At 46.4% G+C, this 12,792-nt stretch carries 13 protein-coding genes; 3 read left to right on the top strand and 10 right to left on the bottom strand.

The genetic code is table 11. The annotated features are described in order from the left end of the window. Positions 1-3: 3 nt before the first annotated feature. Together MKX36_RS04230 and MKX36_RS04225 are read right to left on the bottom strand one after the other, a co-directional pair. Positions 4-618, bottom strand: coding sequence for a DUF47 domain-containing protein (locus tag MKX36_RS04230; protein ID WP_007428879.1), 615 nt, complete (start codon positions 616-618; stop codon positions 4-6). A 188-nt stretch (positions 619-806) separates the two neighbouring features. After that, positions 807-1,901 (bottom strand): DUF3048 domain-containing protein, encoded by a 1,095-nt coding sequence (locus tag MKX36_RS04225; protein ID WP_340864265.1) that lies wholly within the window; start codon positions 1,899-1,901, stop codon positions 807-809. A 251-nt stretch (positions 1,902-2,152) separates the two neighbouring features. On the opposite strand from MKX36_RS04225, the gene MKX36_RS04220 reads away from it, so the two are divergent. Together MKX36_RS04220 and MKX36_RS04215 are read left to right on the top strand one after the other, a co-directional pair. Then, entirely contained in the window at positions 2,153-2,671 is a 519-nt protein-coding gene (locus tag MKX36_RS04220; protein WP_013369513.1) for a DoxX family membrane protein, read from the top strand. Between the two features lie 258 nt (positions 2,672-2,929). Continuing rightward, positions 2,930-3,853 carry a hypothetical protein gene (locus MKX36_RS04215; RefSeq protein WP_340864264.1) on the top strand — a complete coding sequence of 308 codons (924 nt, stop codon included), beginning with the start codon at positions 2,930-2,932 and terminating at the stop codon, positions 3,851-3,853. A 72-nt stretch (positions 3,854-3,925) separates the two neighbouring features. Here MKX36_RS04215 and MKX36_RS04210 read toward each other — a convergent pair whose 3' ends face one another. The 3 genes from MKX36_RS04210 to MKX36_RS04200 all read right to left on the bottom strand — a co-directional run bounded on the left by MKX36_RS04210 (position 3,926) and on the right by MKX36_RS04200 (position 6,208). Next, on the bottom strand, positions 3,926-4,717 hold the full coding sequence (locus MKX36_RS04210) for a dioxygenase family protein (protein WP_340864263.1): 792 nt from the start codon (positions 4,715-4,717) through the stop codon (positions 3,926-3,928). Positions 4,718-4,809: 92 nt separating this feature from the next. After that, the gene (locus MKX36_RS04205) at positions 4,810-5,634 is read right to left on the bottom strand and encodes an alpha/beta hydrolase (protein ID WP_340864262.1); all 825 of its coding nucleotides are present in this window, start codon (positions 5,632-5,634) and stop codon (positions 4,810-4,812) included. Between the two features lie 274 nt (positions 5,635-5,908). After that, positions 5,909-6,208, bottom strand: coding sequence for a hypothetical protein (locus MKX36_RS04200; protein WP_025364061.1), 300 nt, complete (start codon positions 6,206-6,208; stop codon positions 5,909-5,911). Positions 6,209-6,403: 195 nt separating this feature from the next. Here MKX36_RS04200 and MKX36_RS04195 point away from each other — a divergent pair, with 195 nt between their 5' ends. Then, positions 6,404-6,835, top strand: coding sequence for a hypothetical protein (locus tag MKX36_RS04195; RefSeq protein WP_017426198.1), 432 nt, complete (start codon positions 6,404-6,406; stop codon positions 6,833-6,835). Between the two features lie 162 nt (positions 6,836-6,997). Here the strand turns inward: MKX36_RS04195 and MKX36_RS04190 are convergent, their stop codons facing one another. From MKX36_RS04190 to MKX36_RS04170, 5 genes are all read right to left on the bottom strand, one after another. Continuing rightward, positions 6,998-7,945, bottom strand: coding sequence for an ABC transporter substrate-binding protein (locus MKX36_RS04190; protein WP_340864261.1), 948 nt, complete (start codon positions 7,943-7,945; stop codon positions 6,998-7,000). Positions 7,946-8,073: 128 nt separating this feature from the next. Then, entirely contained in the window at positions 8,074-9,099 is a 1,026-nt protein-coding gene (locus tag MKX36_RS04185) for a FecCD family ABC transporter permease (RefSeq protein WP_340864260.1), read from the bottom strand. Continuing rightward, positions 9,099-10,166 carry a FecCD family ABC transporter permease gene (locus MKX36_RS04180; RefSeq protein ID WP_371317303.1) on the bottom strand — a complete coding sequence of 356 codons (1,068 nt, stop codon included), beginning with the start codon at positions 10,164-10,166 and terminating at the stop codon, positions 9,099-9,101. The genes MKX36_RS04185 and MKX36_RS04180 overlap by 1 nt, the downstream gene beginning before the upstream one ends. 217 nt (positions 10,167-10,383) lie before the next feature. Then, positions 10,384-11,358 (bottom strand): glycoside hydrolase family 43 protein, encoded by a 975-nt coding sequence (locus tag MKX36_RS04175; protein ID WP_340864259.1) that lies wholly within the window; start codon positions 11,356-11,358, stop codon positions 10,384-10,386. Positions 11,359-11,592: 234 nt separating this feature from the next. Continuing rightward, a complete protein-coding gene (locus MKX36_RS04170) occupies positions 11,593-12,759 on the bottom strand; it encodes a serine hydrolase domain-containing protein (protein WP_025364057.1) in 1,167 nt (388 codons plus the stop codon). Positions 12,760-12,792: the final 33 nt, after the last annotated feature.

The following is a 12,792-nucleotide window of genomic DNA, read 5'->3' as shown; positions in this document are numbered from 1 at the left end:
CCCTTACGAGTTACGCATAATGATGGATTCCAGCATATTTGCAACATCCTCGCATGAATCCGTTGTCGTTTCAAGGCGTTCGTACAATTCTTTGCGTTTAATCAGCTCAATAGGATCAGTTACAGTTGCAAACAGGTTTTTGATGCAAATACGCAGTAATTCATCCCCCTGATTTTCCAAATCATTCAGGCGAATGGTGTATTCACGAATAGCCAGCAATTTTTTCTGTGAAAGCAAATGTACAGCCTTTTGAATTTCGTAAGCTGATTGACGCAAAATATCAGCGAACTGCACAATATACTCGTCCGGCTCTGTAATGTTGTACATATAAAAACGAGAGGCTGTCGCTTCAAGACCGTCCAGCACATCATCCATGGTCGTTGTCAGTTCCATGATGTCGTCGCGTTCGAGCGGCGTAATGAAGGTCTTGTTCAACTCAGTAATAATCGTGTGTGTGTAATCATCACACTTATTTTCATACTTCTTCATCTCATTGGTAAACAAAGTCACATCTTGAAGATTTGAAGTATGTTGGGCAAAATAATCGGCTGCTTGCACGATCGTATCTGCCATATTTTCCAACGTCTCGAAGAATATATCCTTTTTCTTCAATCTCATAACGATTACCCCTTTACGAAAATATCCGCAACCTGTTTCGACTGCAATAGACAACCTTTGCTATCTTATCACACTCATCAATGTTTTTGTAATGTTTGTAAAAGCAAATTTCTAGATATACGTATACAATGCCCGACATGGAAGGTCATTATCCGACAATTTTTCCCTAAAAAGGAGTATTACGTTTTCTAATTTGCTTCTATTGTTACATGTTCCGCTAGTGAAGTATCTGCAGGTACCACATGTATATAGGATGTGCCTGGCGTTAACGGGATTTCAACCCCATTTTTCATAAACCGAATCGCATCGCCAGATATATGCTGCCATTCAGCACGTATTAGCTTTCCTTGTTGAAACACCATGGCTTCTCCGCTACCGTCCAGCTCAACACTTAGTCTACCTACATCATCCAACGTTCGATGCCTCGTACTCATCACAATCACATTGGCCGCTGAGAGCTGTTGATTATTATTTTGATCTAGATGTGACTTTTCGTTCACAAAACGCTTATATCGTTGATCAGCTGGATCATAGGTATAAGATACGCGATAGCTTTTTAACAAAAATCGGATGTGCAAAGAGGCGGCACTCTCGTCCACCATAACTGGAGTTTCGCCAGTTTTAAGATAACGATATACTGGAACCTCCGTCTGCTTGACATACCCTTTGCTATCGCTTCCTTTACGCAGTCTGCTCACATCTGTGTATAAATTATGTGGAGGACGACGGTCTTTGCTTCGCCAGAAGTAAGCCCCTCCATTTGAAATCTCGTCCAGATGCTCCTTCCGCTGCTGCTGTAAAATCGCATAGGCATCTGTACTTCCCCCTGCATGTATCGGCAACGCACCATAGGTTTCGCCCAGTTCAATCAAATACGGTCGGATGCTTCGGACCGGACCGATCTTCACATCACCACCATGACTTTGGAAAAAAGCTACCAAACGGGTAATTCCGCCTTCTGCAAGAACTTCATATACCATGTCTGCCTGGCTAAGCCCCGCCTGTGGACGCGCAGCCGGAGCATTGTTAATCATGACAGCCAGCGGCCGCTCTATAACAGACTGCTCCACCGGAAGCCCGGTAAGCGGAGCTGTAAATGCCGGAACAGATGGCTCCTTAGACGGTTCAAGCACCTTTTTCTCTGTTTCTTGCTGGGTCGGTTTGGGAACGGATTCAGATTCACCCGTATTGGACAAAGCAGAACAAGACATCATTGTCATGCATAACAGAGCTGAGGCCATCACACGCAGCCAATAATTTCGTTGAGACATGGGCCCGGACAAGTTCATCCCTCCACATAGTTATTTTTCTCATTATAAGCTTTATTTCCTGTTTTTGTCTTGATTGAGGCATTACCTCTCTATAGAATACTTATCTGAAGACATTAAAATTTAAAAAAATATTTAGACTTTGTGATTTTTATCACAAATAACTGTAACTGAACCTAATACAATAAAGGTGTAGCAAAGATGATCATCCCAAACAAAATGAAATACAACCCATCATTATAGATTAAGAAAGAGGAGTGGTTTAAATGTTTAACAACTGGTTACGTGAGAACAAAGTAGCAATGTGGCTGCTGACTGTAGTACGGGTTTATCTAGGTTATGAATGGATGACCCACGGACTTGAGAAGCTGACTGGCGGATTCGACGCAGGTGGATTTATCTCGGGGGCCATTGCTAAAACAGGTGGAGATCATCCCGCTGTACAAGGCTGGTGGGGATCGTTCCTTGAAGCCTTTGCTCTGCCGAATGTCGGTTTGTTCAACGTCCTGATCCCATTGGGTGAGTTCTTGGTCGGGGTTGGCCTACTGCTTGGTACATTGACTACACTGGCTACTTTGATGGCTATGGTTATGAACTTCTCGTTCCTGTTCTCGGGTACAGTAAGCACCAATGCAATCTACCTGCTGGTTGAAATCTTCCTTATCGTTGCTGGTGCAAATGCCGGAAGAATCGGCTTTGACCGTTGGGTACTGCCCTTCCTGCGTGGACTGTTTGGTAAAAATAAAGATACTTATCAAACGGACCCCAATCGAAAAATAGCTTAACTACCCAAAAAACAACCGTTATCCTCTGGCTAATGGTTGTTTTTTTGTGCAGCTATGCTGCTTGTATGTGTGACCATGCTGCCCCTCCTCTATTTAAATGAACAAAGGAGTCCTCAAGTCCACTCTGACTTGGAGACTCCTTTTTCGGATTCATCTTCCCCCACAAACGTTTACAAGTTGGATACAACATGGAATGTTCACGATACATTTACCCTGTACACTACAGTTACATCAAAGAACGCAATGGAGGGTTATATCATGAAAAAAATCACCAAAGCCTACCTCATGCTCGCAGCAGTAACTTTCACAGTACAGACGATCGGATTGGGATCTACGACATCAGCCAAAGCAGCGACATCTACTACAATATCTCAAGCAGAAGGTGTGCAACATATTTCGAAAACCTTCGAGCAGCTACTACGCCAACCAGGCAAGTTACCTCAGGCATTCACTTATTTACAAAAGCATATCCAATCCATTCCGGCCTCTCAAGCTACCATCCTAGTGCTACACTTGGAAAATGCACAGAAACAGCAATTGGATTCATATGCACAGGCCTTATATCCGACCTCTATTCAAACTAAGATTAATCAAGTCTATAAACCTGGTGATTCGTTCACTAATGTAATCAGTCGGACAAGTGATACAAAGCTGAAAAAGCTACTCACTCAATCAAGAGATGCCGGCTACAAACTTGAAACCGCAGAAGGCATGTTTTACCCAGTCATCAATTATGAGAAATATAAAGTACTCGGAAATAACATTACCGCAGATATCCGCGACTATATTGACATCATGGCGACGGAATCTGGACAGCCGGCTACCAAGGATGCAGCTTTACACATCGGTTATCAACAGTTAGCCGGAAGAGTGCTGGCGCAAGAGTCGTTTATAACCCAATATCCACATTCCAATCGTACACAAGCAGTCAAATCATTACATGATCTCTATTTCTTCTATACTTTTTATGGTACGAACAATACACCATTATTCGATGATGACACCAACAAGATTCGCCCCAATGCCAAAAAAGGATATCAGCTCGTCGTTCAGCGCAACAGGGATTCGAAGAGTCCCTACATTCAAAAGCTAAAGGCATTTATGACACTACTAGATCAAAATGAAGATAAGCGAACTACGCAAGTATCCGCCTGGCTAAAAAAGAACGTGCCTGCTAATTAATCAAAGAGGAACAGACCAAAAGAACTTCCAACCCCACACATCATGTGGTTTCGGAAGTTCTTATTCTTACATTTACAGATCACTTTCTTGACCAAAAGCCCAACAATTGAGACTCAATGAGCCAAGGACATACGACTGAAAAAGCTTACGCGCGGAGCGATCATGATCGGCAGCTCCCATCACGTAAAACAAAGGTGAAAAATGCTCTATTCCATACGAAGGAACCGCCTGCTTGGCATACGGAGCCTTCTTGTCATATTGGAACAGATGACGCAAATTCCAGTCTTGAAGCTGCTGTGCGATCCAGTCATCATATTGAACGGCCCAATCGGCTGGCTCACTCGTCTGCTTGAGTGTCCGCAAGTTGTGGACCAAGCCTCCACTACCGAGGATCAAAATCCCTTGATCACGCAGTGGCGCCAGCATCCGTCCAATCTCGTATTGCTCCTGAGGATCGCGCCGTGAATCAATGGATAAGGGTACGACCGGTATGTCCGCATCAGGATATATATGCCGCAAAACCACCCATGCTCCATGATCCAGTCCCCGGTTCCGAATCGGCTGGTGGAACAGGTTATGCTGACTGAACAGATGCCCTATCTCCTCATACAGCTTTGGATCGCCTGGTGCAGGGTAATCAAGAGTGTACATTTCTTCAGGAAAGCCGTAGAAATCGTGCAACGCTGCATGCTGATCATCCGCGCCGATACATTGATCGGGGCTATCCCAATGCGCGGAAAAAATGACAATTCCTTTGGGTCGGGGCAGGCTCGCGCCCAGCTTTGCAAGAAAACTGGTATATGCGTTATTTTCTACAGCCAGTGTCGGTGAACCATGCGCAACAAAAATTGAGGGTAATGTCATCGCTGCCAACCTCCACACGCCAGTATAGTGTTACTCTTTCATTTTACTCCGGCGGAGGCACAATTTCCAATACAAACCGTTACACCCTGAAATCAGATCATCCAGTGCTGCCAATCCCGTTGAATATTTTCTTGTTCATCCAGCCATTCCAGTGTGCGGTCAATCAGCTGTTGCCGCTCTTTACCTGATGAGAATGTGTGATCTCCCTGAAAAATAATTTCCTTATCACAGCGTCCTTCCGGACGCATCCAGAACACCTTTTGAAACAGAAACGCATAATCCACAGGAATGATATCATCCGAGGTGCCATGAATAACGAGCACATCACCGTTAAATTTAACGGCCTCCTGGAACGGTTGGAATTGAGCTAATGACTCAAAATAAGCTGGTGTGAACCTATAGCCCAGGTAGTCTGCATGACCGGTTTTAACAGATTCGTCGTATACGCTTCGCTCCGTAATTTTGACAATGTCGTTGAACGGATAGCCGACAGCTGACCAAAGGACCAGGTTCTGTACTCTCTTGTCCCGAACGGCTGTGAGAAGGGCAACTGCGCCCCCCAAACTGTGACCGATCAGCGTCACCTTGGTCGGGTCAATGTCCGCGCAATTCACGGCGTAATCCAACACGGTGCGTGTCTGATTGATCATGGATTCGAGCCCCTGCTTGCCGTATTCACCAGTGCTTTCTCCACAACCGGCAAAATCAAAGCGCAGTACAAAATACCCCCCTTCAGCCAGTTCACGCGCAGTCTTGACAAATAATCGATCGACTCCGATTCGATTGCCCACAAAACCGTGGCAAATAACAACGAGTGGAACACGTCTTTGACGCTCTCCCTCATTTGTACGGTTTGGATAATGAATTGTAGCGGCCAGTTCCTCATTTTCAAAACGAATTCCAATTTGCCGTTCCATCCTGATTCCCCCTGTTTCAAGCTTCATTACAGCATTTCATCATTCAAGCTCATATAGTAACGTGGAATATCCATCCAGAATATTCATTCACTTTAATTCCGATAAGTTTAATAAGTTTTATAGTAAAGTCAGTCTATCATCGCCCTGCTTCCTTGTCAACCTGTCAGTTCATACCGATATGGAAGTAAAGAAATGGCGCTCCCCAATGCTTGTCGGAGAACGCCATACTACTCGCTTATTAGAGTGCAATCTCTACATTAAAGTAGACGACTTGCTATTCGTAGCTGTGCCTGAACATTTGGTGGGTTTCGACTCGTCCCTCCCACTCCAGTTTACAAGAGGCGCCGTTATTTTGATCCTCATGCCACAGGCTGCGGTAGCTCTGTTCACCCAGTTCACCTGCAAATTCTGTGTCCTCAGCCAATTCAGTATCGTCCAATATACGGTACGTTGGAGATGTCCCTTGAACGCTCCGGTGACTCACGTTTGCAAGCAAGGCTCCCCCACTGTTCCCGTTCGGAGCACCTGTCAGTCGTTTTTGGACCGAATAATCTGCCTGGTTCTCCAGTTCCATGATGCCACATCCTCTCAACGTTTTATATTCAGGTTGCTCCATGCGCTCACCCTGTATCCAGTTTGAGGAGAATGCGGCGGTAATATACATAATGGATAAGCCTTTTGCCATCCGGCGTTTCCTCACGTATACTGTCTTTGTTACAAAATGGCGATTCCATCAGTTTGGAATACGATCATAAAGCAGGAGGAAGCAATGAATAAAGCAAAAAATTATACGCTTATTGCATGGGTTGCCTTGTCCATGTTTTTCTTGACACAGGCGATTATCGGTTGGTTTATCACATTTACAGGCGGGGATATCAAACCTTTTGAAAAAATTAGCCTTTCCACCCTCATCATCATCGCCGCAGGTGCCATTCTGCTGGTTGAAGCACTGATGAATTTCATGGATCGTCCTGAAGAAGGCGAGGAGACACAACAACCAGACCATGCTCCCGTGAAGCCCCAAATGAATTTTAAATCCATTTTGATGTATGTAGTACTGGTTGTTGTCATTCTTGTCGCCGGACTTGCGCTGCGCAGTGTGCTGCCGGTATTCAAAATCTCACCATGGATGAATTTAGTGTTTGCGGCTATTGGCTTTATTGGACTCAAACCGATTTTTTTGCGTAAAAAACATTCATAACCTCGCAATTCTCACAGTGCTGGAGCTGCCTCATAACGGAATCGTAGCAGCTCCTTTTTATTTGCAATCAGCTATCTCACTTGAAGCTTGGGATCGTCAGAAAAACCGTATCCCCACCTGCAAGAAGATGCATGGGAAATACGGCTTGCTGTACTTTAGCATTTATTTGGAAAATAGTTGTTCTGCATTATCCAATGCAATTTTGTGCCCCATCGCGGAATAGTCCAGCCAAGGCTGTCCGTCCAGCATGTAGACATGACCTTGCTTCACAGCCTTAAGTCCTTGCCATACTGTATTCCCCTCCAGCTGCTTGTATACCTTTTGCGCATCCGTACCTTTACTAATAATAACCAGGATGGCATCGGCATCATAATCCGGCAAAACCTCTTGGGATACAACCTGGTAGGCCTTGTTGATCTTTTCCACACCTTTGGCTGGCTTCAAGCCTAAGTCCTGATACAATAACGGTCCTACTGGACGCTTCATCCCCATGACACGAACTTCTTTCGCTGTGACACGTACAGCCATGACAGTCCCGTCTCCGATTTTGGAATGAATGAGCTTTTTGACCCGTTCCCTCTGTGTATCATAATCTTTTAGAAAAGTGTCTGCCTGTGCTTCATGTTTAACCATAGCAGCTATTTTTTTCAATTGATCTTTCCATGTACCTTCATCCAAATCAAAAACCTCGGTTGGTGCAATTTTTTCAAACTTGGCCACATCAGTTCCCGAATATTTTTTGTCGAGGAAGATATGATCAGGTTGAAGCTCCAGTACCGCTTCCATATCAGGGTCTGTGACAACTCCCAGCTTACGAGTATTTTGAAGACGATCTTTTACATGGGGCAGAAAATCCTTCACATCTCCACCAATAACTGAACCTGCTGGAGTAATGCCCAATGCCAGCAGATTATTCGTCAAATGAATAGACATTGAGGCAATACGCGAATCCGCACTAATGGTGGTTTGGGCACTATCGTCCGCTTTCGTATCGCTAGCCTGTTTGTCTGCTGCTTGTCCACAAGCGGACAGCATGATCATGCATGCCACAAGAGACAGGGCTACCCATGAATGTTTAAGCCCTGAACCCTCAAATCTATTTTTTCTCATGAATATTCTCTCCTATACTATAGAAGCTCTATTTTATAATGTTAAATCGTCAAAACTTCTACTTCGTTGTTGTTCCGCACGCTGCATCATGTGCAGCTTTAGATTTCATATGTAACCTAATCCTATTGTCATTTGGTTCGGGACAACAAGAATAAAAAATACGGAGCTCCTACCACAGCAACCACTACACCTGCTGGAATCGCATTCGGCTGAAATACCGAACGACCAATCGTATCTGCTGTGACCAGAATAACGACCCCGACCAAAGCGGCTACTGGCAGCAAATGCTGATACATCGGTCCAACCAGACGGCGAGCCAGATGAGGCGCAATCAGCCCAATAAAACCGATGCCTCCGGCCATGGATACGCTGGCGCTCGATAGAGCCACTGCTGCGCCAAGCAATATCAAGCGCTGGCGCTTCACACTTGTACCAATTCCAGCTGCGGTCTCATCACCCAGCGACAGATTATTCAGGCTACGTGTCTGAGACAGAACGTAGGGCAATACGATGACAATCCACGGCAGTAAAGCCACTGCATGTATCCAATCCCGTCCCCATACGCTGCCAGCCAACCAACGTGCGGTAAATGCGTACGTATCCTCATCCAGCCGCAACGACCAATACAGCGTTATGGCGCTGAGCCCTGAGGCTACACCGATACCGGACAGAATCAATCGCACAGGCACGATTCCTCTGCTGCCACTATAGGACAACATAACAATCAGTACCGCCGCAACGACACCTCCTGCAAAGGTAAACAAGGGAATGAACAAGGCTACTGATCCTTCCAGATCGCGAAAAAAGCTAACATACATTACCAGACCCAACGCAGCCCCCGCATGAAGGCCCAGCACTCCCGGATCTGCGAGTGCGTTTCGCGATAAGCCCTGCATGACTGCCCCGGCTGCACCCAGTCCCGCTCCAGCCAGCACTGTTACAACAATCCGCGGCAGACGGTATTCAAACAGGACCATATGATCACGTCCGCTCCCGCCGCCAAACAGTGTATCCAGCACGCGTAGCGGTGGAATACGAATCGTTCCGGTATTCAAACCTAGAACAAGGACAGCAAAGCTGATTCCAGCCAATACTAAGCAAACGAGCCAAGCCTTGGTCGTTCTTGTGTCTCCTGTCCCTAGAGAGCGACTCACTATAACTCCCTCCTTTCCTTACGGGCGAGAAAGAGGAAAAAAGGTACTCCGATAAAAGACACCATAATTCCAATAGCTAGCTCCTCCGGTGGATTCGCCATTCTCGCTCCCAAATCAGCCAGCACTAGCAGCACGGCTCCCAATAATGCAGACAATGGTACGATCTGGCGATAATCCACACCGATCAGCTTGCGGGCAATATGTGGAACGACCAAGCCTACAAAGCCGATGGCCCCGGCAGCCGATACGGATAGCCCAGCCAGGACCACCACAGTCAGCAACCCCAACAGCCGGATACGCCTGAGATTTAGTCCCAGGTTCAATGCTACCTCATCGCCCATTGAAATCAATGAAATGGAGCGTGCGAGCCCCATAGACCAAGCGATCACAATAAGCAAAATCGGCGCAAGAATCTTAAGCTGCGACCATTTGATTCCGGCAACACCACCCGCATACCAGAAGGCTAGATCCTGACTTAGATCAAAATAAATCGCAATTCCCGAAGTCATGGAACCTAACAAGGCTGCTGTCACAGCTCCAGACACCGTTAGTCTCATGGGTGTCAGTCCTCCCGGCGCGGATGCCCCCAGCCCGAATACCAGTAAGGTACTCATCAGTGCCCCCAGGAACGACAATATAATTAACGTCCCATAAGGTAGATCGGGGAAAAAAGCAAAACTCACTGCAACTACAAACATCGCTCCTGCGTTAATGCCCAGCACACCTGTATCCCCCAACGGATTGCGTGTAATGCCTTGTATCAGGGAGCCTGCAACCGCCAGGGCAGCCCCAATGATAGCTGCACCGAGTACACGCGGCAATCGCAGCTCATGAATGATCCTGTGTGTCATCAGCGAACGATCATAGTGAAATACTGCCGACCACACCGTGCTTACGGTCAGGTCTTTGGCTCCAAAAGAAATGGCAGCGAATATGGCCAAGGCCAACAATACAGCAGAAGCTGTAAACAACAACGCCTGCCGAATCCTACCCGCTCGGAGCACCGGACGGGCTACAGAGGCTACTTCAGGTGCGGTCCTCTCTGTCGAAGCTGTATGTTTGTCCATGCTGTCTTTAGACTGCATTCGGTGAGGTCACTCCCTCCATACCTGAAAGCCACCATGGCTCTCATTACGATAACGTCAATGATAATGATTATCAACTTGATACATAATAGCATGTTTCTATGACATTGCAAGCCAAAAACTGTTCCCCCATTAGGAGGAACAGTTTTTAGATATATCTATGTGAGATCGCTGTGAATGATTTCAAGTAATCCGCTATTTAATACGTAGGCCAGCCTGCTGAATCCCATTTCAAATCACTAATCAGCAGCTTTGGATTTCCGCCATCGGTGGCATCATAGGCATGACGCGCAATCACACTGTTGTTATAGACAGATTGTCCGCCCGGTCCCTTCCAGCGATCATTCCCCGCATCCAATATCGTTCCACCGCCGTCCATCATGCTTTTTCCGCTCTTGTCCACATACGGCCCGGTAATACTGGTGGAGCGACCATAAACGATTTTGTAATTACTATTTACGCCTTTACAGCAGTTATCAATGGAAGCAAACAGATAATAGTAGCCGTTGCGGTATGTAACATGCGGTGCTTCCAAACCTCCAGCCGTACGTCTAGCAATAGAATAAATCTGGCCCGTAGGCTTCATCGTATTTTTATCCAGTCGAGTCACTTTCAAGCCCGTATTCCATGAACCGAAGGAAAGCCACGGGTTTCCGGAAGCGTCAATGACCAGATTCGGGTCAATCGCATTATAATCGTCAGAATCCGTTGTACGCAGCACCAGTCCATCATCTCTCCAGCTTCCTGCGCCAATGCTCGTTGCCGAAGTCAAGCCAATGGCCGAAGTACGGGACCCGAAAGTAGAAATGGAATAGTACACCCACACACGTCCATTGTACTTTTGAGCATCCGGTGCCCACACATCATTTGGGGTTTGTTTAGGTACATACGATTTCCACCATGATGGCGGCGACAAGAATATTTGCGGCAATCTGTAAAAATTTCGCCCGTCATCCGATCTTTGAACTTGTATCCCCTGCCCTGTCGAGAAAATATACCATGCATTGCCTTCTTTAGTGATGGACGGATCATGTACTGCCACATCACCAGTTAACGCCCAATGCTCGGCTGATGTAGACGGCACCACGGACAGCAACAAAGCAGCCGAAGTTACGGCAGCAAACGCTGTTCGGGCGAATTTACCCTGTACTGATTCTTTCCATGCTTTCAACATTCTTTCGCACCTCCGAATAAGTATCTTATAATGAGAAATCTGGTGATACGTCTATTACGTTAGTGTTTTCGCTTATGAAGTTACACATATATTAACCTATTAACTTCGGTTTTGTAAACGCTTTATTTCAAATAAAAAGAAATTCATAAACTACGCATAACTGTATGAAGAAAATATAGTTTTAGACTGGAATTGTTGATTCCGAATATTTGTTCAAGATAACGTTTTTACTCTTTACTTAACTCCTCGAATACCCTTGTAGACAGATTCGCACAGCTCCGTTGTAAACCTGCCTGACATTCCTTCAAGTGCTGTATTGGTGAACGCTACAACACTAAGCTCCTCACTCGGATCAACAAACCAGGAGTGACCATAGGTACCGCCCATCCGCCACGTTCCCGGCGATTCCGGTGTATTGGCATCCGCTGGGTCTTTAAGCAGCGTGAAACCAAGTCCAAAGCCTCTCCCCGGCCAATAGGGCATCACAAGGTTACCAATTTGATTGGTTGTCATTTCTGCGACAAGAGCCTGAGGCAGAATCGGATTTCCTCCCTGCCGCAAAGCTTCCAGCAGTTTAAGAAAGTCTCCTGCGCTGCCAATCATGCCGGCTCCTCCGGAAGGATAAGCTGTCTTATCGGTAAATCTGTTAGGTGAAAGGAGGAAACCTGCCGTCCCCTCCACGAAAGGAACGGTATCAAAATCCTGCAAGCGCCGGGGCTCTCCAGCGCTGTCTGCGTAAGCCGTGGTCAATCTGTCCGTATCCACGGCCTTGAAATCCGTGTCCATCATGGAAAGCGGATGAGTTACAAGCAACCGTACAGCTTCACTTAGCGGCATTCCTGTAACCTTTTCGATGACCGCTCCGAGCACGTCTGTTGCTATGGAATACCTCCACATTTTCCCCGGCTCATAAAGAAGTGGGACAGAAGCGAGTCTTTGCAGATTCTCTTCAAGTGTAATTCCCGCCAGATCCATGCCGTCCGATACCCCGGCAAGCTCATAAGTTCCCTTTTCTTCCTGGAAGAAACGGTAGGTTAAGCCGGCGGTATGGGTCATCAGATGGTGAACGGTCATGGAGGCATATTTTCCGTTTGGCAGTTTGGGACGAAAGGCGGGCAACCATTTTTCAACCAGATCGTTTAACTGCAATCTCCCTTGCGAAATTAATACTAAGGCTGCCGTTGACACGATCGGCTTGGTTACCGAAGCATATCTAAACAAAGCATTCTCCTGCATCGGTCGTTTCTGCTCACGGTCGGCCCAACCAGCAGGTTTGTTGTAAACAAGGTTTCCGCCTAATGCAATTTGGACAACGGTACCCACAATCCTTTTTTCCTCAAGTGTGTGGTCAATTACCTCATTGACGCTTTTATGCAGCAATTCCAGATCTATTTTTCTCATGCTTCTCATCCTCTCCTGCTGTAATTTACTTGA

The sequence above is a fragment of the Paenibacillus sp. FSL W8-0439 genome, assembly GCF_038008995.1.
GTDB classification, from domain to species: domain Bacteria; phylum Bacillota; class Bacilli; order Paenibacillales; family Paenibacillaceae; genus Paenibacillus; species Paenibacillus polymyxa.
Note: the sequence above shows the minus strand (reverse complement) of the source record. Positions and strands in the feature narration are given on the sequence as shown.

What these genes read in the sequence shown, in the direction of transcription:
- MKX36_RS04205 (WP_340864262.1), bottom strand. Translation starts at nt 5,634, where the DNA reads ATGGAACGGCAAATTGGAATTCGTTTTGAAAATGAGGAACTGGCCGCT.
- MKX36_RS04210 (WP_340864263.1), bottom strand. Translation starts at nt 4,717, where the DNA reads ATGACATTACCCTCAATTTTTGTTGCGCATGGTTCACCGACACTGGCT.
- MKX36_RS04195 (WP_017426198.1), top strand. Translation starts at nt 6,404, where the DNA reads ATGAATAAAGCAAAAAATTATACGCTTATTGCATGGGTTGCCTTGTCC.
- MKX36_RS04180 (WP_371317303.1), bottom strand. Translation starts at nt 10,166, where the DNA reads ATGGACAAACATACAGCTTCGACAGAGAGGACCGCACCTGAAGTAGCC.
- MKX36_RS04200 (WP_025364061.1), bottom strand. Translation starts at nt 6,208, where the DNA reads ATGGAACTGGAGAACCAGGCAGATTATTCGGTCCAAAAACGACTGACA.
- MKX36_RS04175 (WP_340864259.1), bottom strand. Translation starts at nt 11,358, where the DNA reads ATGTTGAAAGCATGGAAAGAATCAGTACAGGGTAAATTCGCCCGAACA.
- MKX36_RS04220 (WP_013369513.1), top strand. Translation starts at nt 2,153, where the DNA reads ATGTTTAACAACTGGTTACGTGAGAACAAAGTAGCAATGTGGCTGCTG.
- MKX36_RS04170 (WP_025364057.1), bottom strand. Translation starts at nt 12,759, where the DNA reads ATGAGAAAAATAGATCTGGAATTGCTGCATAAAAGCGTCAATGAGGTA.
- MKX36_RS04230 (WP_007428879.1), bottom strand. Translation starts at nt 618, where the DNA reads ATGAGATTGAAGAAAAAGGATATATTCTTCGAGACGTTGGAAAATATG.
- MKX36_RS04215 (WP_340864264.1), top strand. Translation starts at nt 2,930, where the DNA reads ATGAAAAAAATCACCAAAGCCTACCTCATGCTCGCAGCAGTAACTTTC.
- MKX36_RS04190 (WP_340864261.1), bottom strand. Translation starts at nt 7,945, where the DNA reads ATGAGAAAAAATAGATTTGAGGGTTCAGGGCTTAAACATTCATGGGTA.